The following is a 13,572-nucleotide window of genomic DNA, read 5'->3' as shown; positions in this document are numbered from 1 at the left end:
GCGCTGAGCGCCCTCCCGTCCCCCGTCGGGGGAGCCTCCGGCCCCCCACTCCGCGGGACCCGCTCCGCGGGGTGGCGCCCGTCGTTCCTCGGGGACCCCTCCGGGGCCCCGCTCGTCGCGACACTTGCCCAAGGCACCATCTCGGGCGTGGAGAACTTCCGCCGCGACGGCCTGACCTTCGACGTCCTCGACGCCGGCCCCTCCGACGGCGAGCCCGTCGTCCTGCTGCACGGCTTTCCGCAGGACTCGACCGCCTGGAACCGGGTGGCCCCCGCGCTGCATCAGCACGGGCTGCGCACCCTCGCGCCGGATCAGCGGGGGTACTGCACCATGGCCCGGCCGCGCGGGCGGTCGCGCTACCGGCTCCGGGAGACGACGGATGACGTCCTGGCCATGCTCGACGCCGCGGGACTGAAGAGCGCGCACGTCGTCGGCCACGACTGGGGCGGGCTCGTGGGGTGGGCGCTGGGCGCGTGGCACCCGGATCGGGTCCGCACGCTGAGCGTGCTCTCGGTGCCCCACCCGGCGGCGATGGCGAAGGCGATGGTCACCAGCGACCAGGCGCTGCGCTCGTACTACGTCGGGGTGTTCCAGATCCCCGTGCTGCCCGAGCGGCTGCTGCTGGCCGGCAGGGGCGCCGCGCTGCGCTGGGTGCTCAGCCGCGCGGGCCTGCCCGACGACGCGGTCGACCGCTACGTGGCCCGCATGCGCGAGCCGGGCGCCCTGACGGCTGCACTGGGCTGGTACCGGGCGCTCCCCTGGAACGGACAGGACCCCGTGGGCAGGATCCGGGTGCCCACGTTGCACGTGTGGAGTACGGGCGACGCGTTCCTCGGTCGCGCCGGGATCGAGGCGACCGAGCAGTACGTCGACGCGCCCTACCGGCTCGAGGTGCTGGACGACGTGCCGCACTGGATCCCCGAGCTCGCCCCCGACCGGGTCGCCGAACTCGTCGCCGCCCACGTGCGCTCCGCCTGAGCCGGCGAGCCGTCCACCTGCACCGACGCGGCTGACGTCGCCGGGCTGGCGGCGCGGGAGCCGGACGGCGTTGTCAGACTGCACGGCATGACGGCGACGGCGACCCCGCTCCCCCGGGCCGAACGGCTCGACCGGCTGCCCTTCACCCGCGAGCACGGCCGCCTGGTGGTCGGTTCCGGGCTCGGCTGGGCGCTCGACGCCATGGACGTCGGGCTCATCTCCTTCGTCATGGCCGCGCTCGCCGTCCAGTGGCAGCTCTCCCCCACCGAGCTGTCCTGGATCGGCTCCATCGGGTTCGCCGGGATGGCGCTCGGGGCCACCCTCGGCGGCCTGCTGGCCGACCGGTTCGGACGACGCCAGGTCTTCGCGATCACCTTGCTGATCTTCGGGCTGGCGACCGGCGCCGCGGCCCTGTCCTGGTCGGTCGGGGCGCTGCTGGTGTTCCGCTTCCTCATCGGCCTCGGTCTGGGCGCCGAGCTCCCGGTGGCCTCCACCCTGGTCAGCGAGTTCGCACCCGCGCGGGTGCGGGGCCGGGTGGTCGTGCTGCTCGAGGCGTTCTGGGCGGTCGGCTGGACGCTGTCGGCGCTGATCGGCTACTTCGTCGTCCCCCGCAGCGACGCGGGCTGGCGGTGGGCGCTGGCCATCGGCGCCCTGCCCGCGCTCTACGCCGTCGTCGTGCGCCGCGGGCTGCCGGAGTCGGTGCGGTTCCTGGAACTGCGGGGACGGGTGGACGAGGCGGAAGCCGCCGTCCGCCGCTTCGAACGGGCAGCGGGCGTCGCGCCGGTCGAGTCACCCCCGGTCGAGCCAACCGCGCCCCCCGGCCCCCGCGCGCTGTGGGCGGCCGGTACCCGCGTGCGGACGGCGGCCCTCTGGGTCGTCTGGTTCAGCATCAACTTCGCCTACTACGGCGCCTTCATCTGGCTGCCGACGCTGCTGGTGGCCAACGGGTTCTCACTCGTCCGGTCGTTCGGCTACACCCTGGTCATCACGCTGGCCCAGCTCCCGGGGTACGCGGTGGCCGCGTTCCTGATCGAGAAGTGGGGACGGCGCGCGACGCTGGCGACGTTCCTCGCGGGCTCCGCCCTGGGGGCCGGTCTGTTCGCGGCCGCCGACGGCGAGACCGCCGTCCCTCACCGGCATGGTGCTGTCGTTCTTCAACCTCGGCGCCTGGGGCGCCCTGTACGCGGTGACGCCGGAGGTCTACCCGACCGTTCTCCGCGCGACCGGGGCCGGCGCCGCGGCGGGCTTCGGGCGACTGGCCTCGATCGCCGCGCCGCTCTGCGTGCCGCCGCTGCTGGACGCCGGCGGAACGGGGCTGGTCTTCGCCACGTTCGCGGCCTTCTTCGTCGTCGGCGGGCTGGCCACGTGGTGGCTGCCCGAGCGCCGCGGTCAGGCCCTCGAGGACGCCATCGCCGCACCCCTCGCGGCCGGGGCGCGCTCCGCCTGAGCCGTCGCGGGCCGGGCGGGTTGCTGCCCAGCGGACCGGGTAGCGGCAGAGCATGGCTGAGCTCTCCCGCGACCACCTCCAGGGGATGACCGTCGCCGTCACCGGCGCGAGCGGGAACGTGGGCACCGCGCTGCTGCGCCGGCTGACCGCGCCGACGGCCGGAGTCGCCGAGGTCCGCGGCCTGGCACGCCGTCAGCCGCCGGACGTGGCGCCCTGGTCGAAGGTGCGCTGGCACCTCGCCGACCTCGGCGAGGCCGCCAGCGAGGAGGTGCTCGCCGAGTTCCTGGACGGCGTCGACGCCGTCGTCCACCTGGCGTGGGCGCTGCAGCCGGGCCGGCGCCCGGACGACCTCAGGCGGGTCAACGTCGAGGGCACCCGGAGGGTCGCCCGCGCGGTCGCCGCAGCGGGGGTCGGCCAGTTCGTGCACCTGTCCTCGATCGGCGCCTACGCCGCCGGCGCGGTCGGGCAGAAGGTCACCGAGGACTGGCCGACGACCGGTATCCCGAGCGCCCAGTACAGCCGGGACAAGTCCGAGGCGGAGCGCGTCGTCCGGGAGGTGATGGCGCGCCACCCGGACACGACGCTCACCGTCGTCCGCCCGACGCTGGTCCTGCAGCCGGAGGCGAGCAGCGAGATCGGGCGCTACTTCCTCGGGCCCTGGCTGTTCGGCGCAGCCCGGCTGCTGCCCGACAGGGTGGCCCGCCTGCTGCCGTTGCCGCTGCCGACGGTGGCTGTCTCCTTCGTCCACGCCGACGACGTCGCCGACGCCCTGGAGCGGATGCTGGACCGCCGAGCCCCCGGCCCGTTCAACCTGGCCGCGGAGCCGCTGCTGGACTCGAGCGCCATCGCGCAGGCGCTGGGCACGGTGCGGGTGCCGGTTCCGGCGCTGGCCCTGCGCACGGTGCTGCACGCCGCGTTCGCAGCGCACGTGGTGCCCACGGAGCCGGGGTGGCTCGACATCGGCACGAAGGTGCCCGCCCTGGACACCTCCCGCGCCCGCAGGATGCTCGACTGGGCACCGTTCCACCGCAGTGACGAGGTGCTGGCTCAGTTCGTCGCCGCCCTGGGGACGGGCGAGGGCGCACCGGGGCCCCTCCTCCGCCCGGCGGGCGGCCGGTCGCTGGACCCGGCCGGTGAGCCCGCCAACGCACCCGGCCCCCGCGCGAACTGAGCGATCAGTCCGCGGCGCTGCCGAGGAGCGTCCGGGTCATGGCGTTGCGGGTGTCGAGCAACTCCTCGAGAGCGGTCTCCAGGTCGGCGGCGGACACCGCGAGGTCCTCGTCCCCGGTGGTGCGGGCCGACGCCACCAGCGCGGCCCGACGCAGCAGCTCCTTGAGGAACGAAGCGGTCACCCCCTCGGTGCGCGCGAGGACGTCGTCGAGGCCGGACACGTCCACCGTCAGCGAGCCGCGGTAGAGCTCGAAGAGGGCACGCCGGGCCGACAGGTCGGGCAACTGGAGTCCCACGGCCTGGTCGACGCGGCCGGGGCGGGCGGCGAGCGCCGGTTCCAGGAGGTCGGCCCGGTTGGTGGTCAGGACGAAGACGACGTCGGCGTCCTCGGCGAGGCCGTCCATCTCGTTCAACAGCTGGAACAGCAGCGGGTGCTGGCCCGGGTGCATGCCGCGGTCCTCGGCGATGAGGTCGACGTCCTCGACGATCACCATCGCCGGCTGCAGGGCCCGTGCCACCGAGCAGGCCTCGGCGATCAGGTGCAGCGGGTTACCGGTGAGCTGGATGACCGTGGTGTCGACCAGGCTGCTCATGAGGTACCGCACCGTGTGGGTCTTCCCGACGCCGGGCGGGCCGTAGAGCAGCAGCCCCCGCTTGAGGTGCTGTCCGGCGGCGAGCAGCCGTTCCTTGTGCCGGGCGACCTCGACGACCTGGCGCTGCACCTCGGCGAGGGTGTCGGCTGCCAGGATCAGCTGTCCGGCCGCGAGCCGCGGGCGCCGGTGGAACTGCAGCAGCGTCTGGCCGTGGCCGAAGATCTCCTGCCCGAAGGAGAGCACCTGGCCACGGAAGACGTTGCGCGCCCGCGCCGCGTCGCGGATGCCGGCCGCCGCATGGGAGGGCATGCCGGGATCACTGCTGACGATCTGCACCGACACCTGGGGGTTGCCGGACTCCGGTTCGGGGCCGCGGAGCAGGACGGCGGTCCGGACGTCGCCCTCGGTCACCAGGTAGATGCCGCAGCGCACGCAGGGGCGGACCTCGCCGTCCGGCCCGCACGCCAGGTTCACCCGCGCCGCGGTGCCCGGCCGGGGTCCGTACGGATCGGCCTGGCGGTTCCCGTCGGCGAGCACCTCGGCCAGGCCGAACCGGCGGTGCTGGTAGCCGACGACGCCGACGAGTTCGGCGGTGCGGCCGGGACCGGTCAGCCAGGCGTCCAGGCCGGCCTGCACGTTGACGTGCTCGTAGCCGGGCCGGCTCTCCTCGACGACCTCCAGGTCACCGCCGGACCCGAGGTGCTCACCCACGATCCGGGCGAGGGCGGGCCGTTCCTCGGCTCGTGCCGCACCGATGACCGCGCGGAGCCCGCGGCGCACGAGCCGGCCGACGTCGGCGAGCTCGGGTCTGAGGTCACCGTCGGCCGGTGGCCGGGAAGCGTCGAAGTCAGTCGAAGCTCCGAGCTGTGTGCCGGGCCGGCCACTACGTCCTCCCGATCTGCTGGGGAGGCGGACAGTAGCGGAACCGTCGGGGATCTCGCGGAGCTTTCTCAGGTGCGAGCTTTCTCAGGTGCGGGTGGTCCAGGCGGCGACGCTGCGCCCGGTCGGCGCGAACACGTCGGCAGCGCGCTCCGGGCGCAGCGCGATGAAGAGCCCCTCGGCCTCGGCGAGCGTGGTGGACGGGTCGTCCTCGGCCACCAGGCGGGCGGTCGCCGTCGTGCGCCGCCCGTCCGTGGTTCCCATCTCGGCCGTGGCCATCAGCGGCACGCCCAGCGGCACCGGCCGCCGGTAGGTGACCGTCAGCGTCGCCGTCAGCCCGCCCCGGCCGGCGGCCCGCACCGCCCGGGCCAGCACGTGATCGAGCAGGGTGGCGACGACCCCGCCGTGGACCAGGCCGGGCGGTCCCTCGTGCGTCTTCCCGACGGTCACCCGGCCCCTTGCGCGACCGTCGGAGGAATCCGTGGCCACGATCGGCGGGGCCACCGGATTGCCCGGTCCGTAGACGGGGCTGTACCAGCGCTCGCCGATCTCGGGGTCGTCGACGGTGGCGATGTCGTGCAGCCCGCGACTGTCCGCCCGGAGGCGGGCGGCGAGCTCCCGCGCGGACTCGGTCACGGCGGCCAGCTCGTCGAGCGGGACCTCCGTGCGGACGGCGGCATCGACCAGGTCCCGCAGCGCGGCGCCGAGCGCGCCGACGGCCTCCCGGCGGACGGCGCGCTCGTCCGGGCTCAGCGGTCCTCCTGCAGGGACCCGCCGCGAGCTTGCGAGTGGTGGGGGGCAGGAGGGCCCTGTCCCATGCCGGCCTCGCGCAGCAGCGCGCCACCGATGATCACCCGCTGCACCTCACTGGTGCCCTCGTAGAGGCGGAACAGCCGGGCGTCCCGGTAGAAGCGCTCCACCGGCGTCGTCCGCAGGTACCCCATGCCGCCGTGGATCTGGACCGCGGAGTCCGTGGCGCGCGCGACCATCTCAGTGCAGAACAGCTTGGCCGAGGAGGGGCCGACGGAGGTGTCCTCACCGCTGTCGTAACGGGCGGCGACCTCGCGCACCATGCTCCGGCCGGCCAGCAGCTCGGCGTGCATGTCGGCCAGCATCGCCTGCACCAGCTGGAAGCGGCCGATCGGCGCACCGCCCTGCTTGGCCGTGGCCGCGTAGGCGACCGACTCGTCGAGGACCCGCTGCGCCATTCCCACGCAGAGCGCCGCGATGTGCAGCCGTCCGCGGGAGAGAACGGTGAGCGCCTTCGAGTACCCGCGGCCCTCCTCGCCGATCAGCGCGTCGCCCGGCACGCGGACGTCGTCGAGGAAGACCTCGGCGGTCCAAGCGCCCGCCTGGCCCATCTTCTTGTCCCTCGGGCCCACGGTGACGCCGGGGGTGGCGGTCTCGACGACGAAGCTGGAGATGCCGCGGCCACCGCGCTCGTCGGGGTTGCTGCGGGCGAAGACGACGAGCAAGTCGGCGAGTGGAGCGTTCGTGATGTATCGCTTGCTGCCGTTGAGGACCCACTCGTCGCCGTCGCGGCGGGCCGTGGTCCGCAACCCGGCCGGGTCGGAGCCGGCCTCGGCCTCGGTGAGCGCGAACGAGCCGATCAACTCGCCGGCGGCCATGCGGGGAAGGTAGGCCTTCTTCTGTTCGTCGCTGCCGAACTTGGCGATCACCTGGCCGGAGATGCCGTTGTTCGTGCCGAAGAGGGAACGGAAGGCGGGCGTCGTGTACCCGAACTCCATCGCGAGCGCGACGTCCTCGCTCATGGTCACGCCCAGTCCGCCGTACTCCTCGGGGAGCGCGTAGCCGAACAGCCCCATGTCCGCGGCCCGGGCCCGCAGGTCGTCGGGGATGCGGTCCTCGTCCTCGATCTGTTCCTCGCGGGGGACGACGGACTCACGGACCAGCTGGCGCACGGCGTCCCGGATCTGGCGGAAGTCTTCAGCGTCCACGCGGCCATGGTGACGCGTCCGGTGCCGCGGGGCGCTGCCGGGGCCCGCCGACGCCGGCTGCAGCGCGTTCGGAACGTCGCGCAGCCGATGTGTTGCTCTACGTTGTGAAGACGCCGGAGGTCGACCTAAGGTCGGGCGTCGCCGAGTCGCTGGAGGCGCGGCGGCCGACGTCACCGAGTCGCTGGAGGCGCGATGCCCCAGTTCAACGCCGCTCTCGTCCCCGCGCCCGACCAGGTGGTGGTCCGGCTCGTCGGCGACACGGACCTGTCCACCGCGCCACAGGTCACCGACGTCCTCACCCGGGCGGCGGAACTGAACACGCGGCAGATCGTCGTCGACGTCGCCCGTGCCCACTTCTGGGACTGCTCGGGGCTGCACGCACTGGCCGGCTTCACGCGGGAGCTGTCCGCAGCCGGCCGCGCCTGCCGCATCGTCGGCGCGCTGCCGGCGACCCGGCGCCTGATCGGCATGGCCAACCTCGCCGGGCGACTGCAGCTCGACGGCGTCCCGGCGGCCGCCGCCGATCCGGCGGCCACTCGCGGGACACACCCAGCCGGGGCGCCGGCCCCTCGCGCGGCGAGCCGGCGCCCCGCGCCCACGCGCGGCGCGCCGGCGGCCGCTCTGGGGTGCTGACCGTCAGGCCAGCGCGTCCAGGCGGGTCATGTCCTCGTCGGAGAGCGCCAGTCGCGCCGCACCCAGGTTCTCGGCGAGGTGCTCCACTGACTTGGTGCCCGGGATGGGCAGCACGACCGGCGACTTCTGCAGCAGCCAGGCCAGCGCGACCTGGGACGGGGTCGCCCCCAGCTCACGGGCGATGTCGGCGACCGGGCTGTCGGGAGCGGCGAGATCACCGGTGGCGATCGGGAACCACGGGATGAACGCGATGCCCTCGGCGGTGGCGTAGTCCAGGACGTCCTGGCTCTGCCGGTTGGTCAGGTTGTAGAGGTTCTGCACGCTGACCACGTCGACGATCTCGCGGGCGGCCTTCAGCTCCTCGACCGAGACCTCCGAGACGCCGATGTGGCGCACCTTGCCCTGCTCCTGCAGCTCCTTGAAGGCACCCAGCTGGTCGGCCAGCGGCACCTCGCCGTCGATGCGGTGCAGCTGGATGAGGTCGATGCGCTCCAGCCTCAGGGTGCGCAGGGAGAGCTCGACCTGCTGCTTGAGGTAGGCCGGGCGGCCGACCGGGTGCCACTCCCCCGGACCGGTGCGCACCAGACCCGCCTTGGTGCCGATCACCAGCTGCTCCGGGTACGGGTGCAGCGCCTCGGCGATGATCCGCTCGCTGACGACAGGGCCGTAGGAGTCGGCGGTGTCGATGAAGTCCACACCCTGCTCGACCGCGGCGCGGACGACGCGGACGGCGGCGGCGTGATCGGCGGGCTCACCCCAGACGCCGGGGCCGGGCAGCTGCATGGCGCCGTAGCCGAGCCGGTGGACGGGCAGATCGCCGCCGATGGAGAAGGTGTCAGCGGGCGCGACCGTGGTCATGGATTCCCCCAGGAAGTTCGACTCACCCCCGCGGCGGTCGCCGTCGGGGCACTCTTCCCGGCAGCGCGGAACCCCGCGCCCGTCTTCCCGCCCGCCGTCGGATGTGAGCGGCCACACGAGAGTCAGGAGACCCGATGGGCGAGATCGTGGTGCTGCGGCACGGGCAGACGGAGTGGAGCCGCAGCGGACAGCACACGAGCATCACCGACCTCCCGCTCCTGCCCGAGGGCGAGGAACAAGCGCGGAGCCTGCGGACATCGCTGGCCGATCGGTCGTTCGCCGAGGTGTGGGTCAGCCCGCGACAGCGGGCCCGCCGGACCGCGGAGCTCGCCGGCCTGGTGCCGACGGCCGTCGAGCAGGACCTCGTGGAGCTGGACTACGGCGGCTACGAGGGACGGACGACGGTGGAGATCAGCCAAGAGCTCGGCAGGGTGTGGTCGATCTGGGTCGACGGCACGATCCCGGGAGACAGCCCCGGCGAGACCCTCGCGGACGTCGGGAAGCGGGTGGACCGGGTCCTCGCCCGCGCGCGGGAACGCCTGCCGAGCGGTGACGTCCTGCTGCTCGCCCACGGGCACGTGCTCCGCATCCTGACCGCCCGCTGGCTCGGCCTCGAACCCGCCGCCGGAGCGCTGTTCGCCATGCCCGCGGGGGCCTACGGCATCCTCGGGCACGAGCACGCCCGGCCGGTGCTCACCGGCTGGGCGCTCCACTGACCGGCGTCCGCACGACCGGCTGCCAGCGACCTTCGGGCTCCTCGACCGGTGGATCGGGGCGCACCGGCCGGCCGAACAGCCAGCCCTGGCCCATGTCGGCGCCCAGCACGGTCACCTCCTCGGCCAGCCGTTCGGTCTCGATCCCCTCGGCGACCACCACCGCTCCTAGCTTGTGGGCCAGGTCGGTCACCGCCTTGAGGACGGTGCGGGCGCCGTCGTCGGGCAGCTCCTGGACCAGGCGCCTGTCGAGCTTGACCACGTCGGGGCGGACGGCGGCCAGCAGCGACAGGCTCGACCAGCCCGCGCCGACGTCGTCCAGCGCCACCCGCCAGCGCAGCGATCGGTAGTGGTCGAGGATCGAGACGAGGTGGCCGCGGTCGGCGATGGCGTGGGACTCGACGACCTCGAAGACCAGCTGCTCCGGGTCGATGCCGGCGTCGTGGACGACGCGCTCGGTGCTGGCCAGGCAGACCTGCGGCCGGAAGATGGACGCCGGGTTGAAGTTGACGAACAGGTCGTCGTCACCGAGCCACGGCACGGCACCGGCGATCGCGGACTCCCGGCCGATGCGGTCCAGCCGGTGCAGCCAACCCGCCTGCTCGGCCACGAAGAAGAGGTCCCCGCCGCCGACCTCCCGGTCGTCCACGACCCCGCGCAGCAGCGCCTCGTGCGCGACGACGGAGCGGTCGGCGAGGGAGACGATCGGCTGGTAGACCGACCAGAACTCCGCCTCGGCGAGGACCCCGACCTCGACGGTCACGCCGCGGCGAGCCAGCTCCACCGCCAGTGACGGAGCGGTCAGCAGCCGCGCGGTGAGTGCGGCGCCCTCCGCGGGCGGATCGGCGACCACCCGCAGGGCCTCGGTCTCGGCGGCCGTGAGCTCGCGGGCGAGCCGCTGGAAGAGGACGTCGAGCCGTCTGCCTCCGCGGTCGTCGAGGATGTCGACCAGTTGGGGGGACGAGTAGACGGTCATGCCCAGGGCCTTCGCGAGGCGCGCGACGGTCGGCAGCACGTGGCCGATGGAGGTCGCCAGCAGGGCACGGGTAGCCGCCCCCGGCACCTCCCAGTTCTGGCGGCACCCACAGACCCCACCGCAGATGGTTCCCACGTCCGCAGGATGACTCACCGTCCCGGCCCCGGCGGGCAGGCGCGCGGCGTCCGGGACATGCGCCCGTGCCGGTGATCACACGGACGACTCGCGGTGGAGTTGTGGAACGTTCGTATCTTTATTGTCTAAGGTTTCGGCATGTCCGGTTCCGCTACGAGCGACGCCATCCGCCCCAGTCGTGGTGGCCGCCCGCGCGACCCCAGCCGGGACAGCGTCATCCGCGCCGCGATCCTGCGGCTGCTGGGGGACGTGGGCTACGGCGCGTTGACCATGGACGCCGTTGCGTCGGAGGCCGGCGTCGGAAAGGCGACGATCTACCGCCGCTGGCGCACCAAGCAGGACCTGGTCGTCGACACCATCTCCGGGCTCAACCGGGCGCAGGCGGCCCCGCCGACCACCGGCACGCTCGAGGGTGATCTCCGGGCCCTGCTGCGGTCGCTGCTCGCCATCGTCACCGGCCCGGCAGGCGCGGCCACGCTGTCCCTGCTCTCGACCGTGCCGCACGAGCCAGCGCTGGCCGAGGCGTTCCGCGACGGTCCTCTCGCGGAATGGCGGACCGCCTTCGACCAGGTGTGGCAGCAGGCACAGGAGCGGGGAGAGATCCGCCCGGAGGTGTCCGGAACCCTCATCGGCGAGGCCGCGAGCGCTCCGCTCGTGCAGCGCTGGCTGCTCACCGGCGAGCCGGTGGACGAGGCCTACGCCGACCAGATCCTCGACACGATCATCATGCCGCTGATTCGCAGCACCGCCGTCTGATCGAGCCTCTGCCGAGCGCCCGCTCCCGGAACGGGAGGGGCGCTCGTTGCGTTGCGGGGCTACCAGCCCGAGGTGCCCGCGTCGCCCTTGAAGGGCCCGACGACCTCGTCGGTGATCCAACCGCCGTAGAAGCCGCCGGCCTGCGGCCGGACCAGTTCACCGTCGACGGTCGCCCGGTCGACGCGGCCGGGGTAGAAGGCGACAGCGCCGCGCAGCTGCTCGAAGCCGGGGCTCGGGTCCTCGTAGGACCAGCCGACGGCGGGAACACGTCGGCCGTCCACGACGGCGTCCCAGTAGGTCGCCTCGCCCTTCCACTCGCACCACGACCCGCCCCGGGCCTCCTCGAGGACGTCGTCGGCGACGTCCTCGCGCGGCACGTAGTACACCGGCGGGTGGCTGGTCTCGCAGACGCGGACCGCGCGCACGGTGTCCGCGAGGACGCGGCCGCCGAGCTCGACCACGACCCGGCGGGTGCTCACCTGGGCCGACGGCGGCCGCGGGTAGTCCCAGACGGACTCCTGCCCTGGCCCGATCGGATCAGGACGGGCGCGGCGCACGGGGTCAGTCGTTGCGGTGCCGGATCTTCTGGACGACGGCGAAGGTGAGCAGCAGGCCGACCGCGCCGACGGTGGCCATGCCGGCCGGCGTCTGCAGGAAGCGCTGGACCGCGTCCCTGCCCTTGGTCTTGAGCCGCGTCGGGCTGGTCCGGTAGGTCAGCTGGTCCAGCGTGGCGGCCAGCGACTCGCGGGCGGCGTCGATCTCCAGCTGGATCTGTCGTGGGTCGCGAGGCACGGCGACAGCCTGCCAGACGATCCGCCGTCCAGCTCGGCCGGCAACTTCGGGGCACCCTGCCGGGGGTACTCCTAGACTGCGATACCGCGCGGGAGTGGTGTAACGGCAGCCACGCCAGACTTAGGATCTGGTGCCTTCGGGCGTGGGGGTTCGACTCCCCCCTCCCGCACTCGACTGAATCGCCTGGCCGGCCGCCGGATGGAGCACCGGCCTGCTCGGGCCGGCGCGCTGGCCGGGTTCACCTCCATCTACGGCACGCCCTCCTCCACCGCCGCGCGCGGCCGTCATCGCCGGCGTCGGCGCGGCGCTCGTACTGGCCGGCCGGCTCGGCGCCCTCACCCGACCGCGTCCGGGGCGGCCGACCCCACCCACCGACGTGTCGTGCGAATCACATCGCTGTCTTTGCGCAGGTCAGGCCGCTCCGAGGGGAGATCGGACCCGCAGTCGACCGTCCGGCCGCCGTATCGTGGACAAAGGCCGGGCGCGCGACGCCGCCGGACCTAGGCCGCGTCCACCGGAGCACGTCCTCCGGACCCGACCCCCCTCGGAGCCCATGACCACGCCACGCACCGAGAGCACCGACCGGCCCGACGAACCCGGCAAGAAGTTCGACGAACCCGGCAAGAAGGACGACGAGAACAAGCCCTCGGGCGCTCGCCTCAGCGTCGTCCAGCTGAGCGCGGGTGCCCTGGCCGCGGTCTCCTCCGCCGTCGTGGCCTCGTTCTTCGGGGTGGCCGGCACGCTGATCGGCGCGGCGGTCGCCAGCGTGATCAGCACGGTGAGCGCCACGCTGTACAGCCAGTCCCTGCAGAAGACCAACGAGCGGCTGCGTCAGGTGCGCCAGCAGGTCACGCGCCGGACGGCGGTGCAGCCCTCTGACGGCCCGGCCACCGCCGTGCTGCCCGCCCAACTCGACCCGCGCCGCCCACCCCAGCGGCGCGCGCGCATCCGCTGGCCGCGGATCGCCGCCTACGCGGCCGCGGTGTTCGTGCTGGCCATGGGGATCGTCACCGGGATCGAGCTGGTCTCGAAGCAGCCGGTATCCGCGATCGTCGGCGTCACGGAGACATCGCGGCCGACGACGCTCGGCACGCTCACCCACGACGCCTCGACGTCGGACGACGACTCGACCCCGGAACCGGCACCCACCGCGCCGGCGACCCCGACCAGTGAGGCGCCTGCGCCCGACGCCCCGGACACGGAGGGCCCCGGGACCGATGGTGAGGACTCGGCGTCGCCGACCGCGCCCACCACGTCGACCACGCCGACGACGGGCGCGCCAGAGGAGCCGACGGACGTCGAGCCGACCGAGGAGCCCTCCTCCGAGGCGCCGAAGACGTCGCAGGCGCCGAACGACGAGGCCGACCCGACCCCCTGACGGCCGCGCGGACCCGGTCAGGTCCGGACGGCGACCGGCGCCGAACCCCGCCTCCAACTGGTCGGCCGGCATCGCGCGGCACAGGAAGTAGCCCTGGGCGACTCGCAGCCGAGCCGAGATAGTGCGCGAAGTCAACGACGCCCGGAATCATCCCGCCCCCGCGCAGCAGCCGGCTCCCAGCCTGGTTCTCGGCCGCAGCAAGAAGGAAGGCGGGGCAGGACGGCTCGCGGGATCGCCATCGGCAGCGGAACGGGCCCGCCCCGGCGTCGCCGGTTCGGACACGGGTATCGCGCTACTCTGCGGGGT

At 73.8% G+C, this 13,572-nt stretch carries 14 protein-coding genes and 1 tRNA gene; 8 read left to right on the top strand and 7 right to left on the bottom strand.

The window, feature by feature from the left end:
* The first annotated feature begins 147 nt into the window (after positions 1–147).
* The 3 genes from CHB94_RS13535 to CHB94_RS13525 all read left to right on the top strand — a co-directional run bounded on the left by CHB94_RS13535 (position 148) and on the right by CHB94_RS13525 (position 3,596).
* Positions 148–978, top strand: coding sequence for an alpha/beta fold hydrolase (locus CHB94_RS13535; protein WP_089337098.1), 831 nt, complete (start codon positions 148–150; stop codon positions 976–978).
* A gap of 87 nt (positions 979–1,065) precedes the next feature.
* The gene (locus CHB94_RS26190; RefSeq protein WP_438264942.1) at positions 1,066–2,514 is read left to right on the top strand and encodes an MFS transporter; all 1,449 of its coding nucleotides are present in this window, start codon (positions 1,066–1,068) and stop codon (positions 2,512–2,514) included.
* Positions 2,478–3,596, top strand: a complete 1,119-nt coding sequence (locus CHB94_RS13525) for an NAD-dependent epimerase/dehydratase family protein (RefSeq protein WP_089337097.1) — start codon at positions 2,478–2,480, stop codon at positions 3,594–3,596. Before CHB94_RS26190 ends, CHB94_RS13525 begins: the two co-directional genes overlap by 37 nt.
* A gap of 4 nt (positions 3,597–3,600) precedes the next feature.
* On the opposite strand, the gene CHB94_RS13520 is transcribed toward CHB94_RS13525, so the two are convergent.
* The 3 genes from CHB94_RS13520 to CHB94_RS13510 all read right to left on the bottom strand — a co-directional run bounded on the left by CHB94_RS13520 (position 3,601) and on the right by CHB94_RS13510 (position 7,025).
* On the bottom strand, positions 3,601–4,968 hold the full coding sequence (locus tag CHB94_RS13520) for an AAA family ATPase (protein WP_089337096.1): 1,368 nt from the start codon (positions 4,966–4,968) through the stop codon (positions 3,601–3,603).
* A 186-nt stretch (positions 4,969–5,154) separates the two neighbouring features.
* Entirely contained in the window at positions 5,155–5,703 is a 549-nt protein-coding gene (locus CHB94_RS13515) for a PaaI family thioesterase (protein WP_176445554.1), read from the bottom strand.
* Positions 5,704–5,816: 113 nt separating this feature from the next.
* Positions 5,817–7,025 carry an acyl-CoA dehydrogenase family protein gene (locus CHB94_RS13510; RefSeq protein ID WP_089337094.1) on the bottom strand — a complete coding sequence of 403 codons (1,209 nt, stop codon included), beginning with the start codon at positions 7,023–7,025 and terminating at the stop codon, positions 5,817–5,819.
* Positions 7,026–7,217: 192 nt separating this feature from the next.
* On the opposite strand from CHB94_RS13510, the gene CHB94_RS13505 reads away from it, so the two are divergent.
* A complete protein-coding gene (locus CHB94_RS13505; protein WP_089337093.1) occupies positions 7,218–7,658 on the top strand; it encodes an STAS domain-containing protein in 441 nt (146 codons plus the stop codon).
* A 3-nt stretch (positions 7,659–7,661) separates the two neighbouring features.
* Here CHB94_RS13505 and CHB94_RS13500 read toward each other — a convergent pair whose 3' ends face one another.
* Positions 7,662–8,516 (bottom strand): aldo/keto reductase, encoded by an 855-nt coding sequence (locus CHB94_RS13500; RefSeq protein ID WP_089337092.1) that lies wholly within the window; start codon positions 8,514–8,516, stop codon positions 7,662–7,664.
* Between the two features lie 134 nt (positions 8,517–8,650).
* Between CHB94_RS13500 and CHB94_RS13495 the strand changes: the two genes are divergently transcribed.
* Positions 8,651–9,232 (top strand): histidine phosphatase family protein, encoded by a 582-nt coding sequence (locus tag CHB94_RS13495; RefSeq protein WP_089337091.1) that lies wholly within the window; start codon positions 8,651–8,653, stop codon positions 9,230–9,232.
* Here CHB94_RS13495 and CHB94_RS13490 read toward each other — a convergent pair.
* On the bottom strand, positions 9,210–10,340 hold the full coding sequence (locus CHB94_RS13490; protein ID WP_089337090.1) for an EAL domain-containing protein: 1,131 nt from the start codon (positions 10,338–10,340) through the stop codon (positions 9,210–9,212). The two genes, CHB94_RS13495 and CHB94_RS13490, sit on opposite strands and share 23 nt — an antisense overlap.
* A 138-nt stretch (positions 10,341–10,478) precedes the next feature.
* Between CHB94_RS13490 and CHB94_RS13485 the strand changes: the two genes are divergently transcribed.
* Positions 10,479–11,096, top strand: coding sequence for a TetR/AcrR family transcriptional regulator (locus CHB94_RS13485; protein WP_089337089.1), 618 nt, complete (start codon positions 10,479–10,481; stop codon positions 11,094–11,096).
* Positions 11,097–11,155: 59 nt separating this feature from the next.
* On the opposite strand, the gene CHB94_RS13480 is transcribed toward CHB94_RS13485, so the two are convergent.
* Both CHB94_RS13480 and CHB94_RS13475 read right to left on the bottom strand, forming a co-directional pair.
* Complete coding sequence (locus CHB94_RS13480; protein WP_254920625.1) at positions 11,156–11,575, bottom strand: DUF427 domain-containing protein; 420 nt, start codon at positions 11,573–11,575, stop codon at positions 11,156–11,158.
* A gap of 82 nt (positions 11,576–11,657) precedes the next feature.
* Entirely contained in the window at positions 11,658–11,888 is a 231-nt protein-coding gene (locus CHB94_RS13475) for a DUF3618 domain-containing protein (RefSeq protein WP_089337087.1), read from the bottom strand.
* Between the two features lie 88 nt (positions 11,889–11,976).
* Between CHB94_RS13475 and CHB94_RS13470 the strand changes: the two genes are divergently transcribed.
* Together CHB94_RS13470 and CHB94_RS13465 are read left to right on the top strand one after the other, a co-directional pair.
* A tRNA-Leu gene (locus CHB94_RS13470) sits at positions 11,977–12,057 on the top strand.
* A 384-nt stretch (positions 12,058–12,441) separates the two neighbouring features.
* Entirely contained in the window at positions 12,442–13,266 is an 825-nt protein-coding gene (locus CHB94_RS13465; protein ID WP_089337086.1) for a hypothetical protein, read from the top strand.
* Positions 13,267–13,572: the final 306 nt, after the last annotated feature.

The organism is Blastococcus mobilis, assembly GCF_900188025.1.
In the GTDB taxonomy this organism is placed as follows: domain Bacteria; phylum Actinomycetota; class Actinomycetes; order Mycobacteriales; family Geodermatophilaceae; genus Blastococcus_B; species Blastococcus_B mobilis.
The sequence above is the reverse complement of the archived record's forward strand: the minus strand, read 5'-3'. Positions and strand labels throughout refer to the sequence as shown.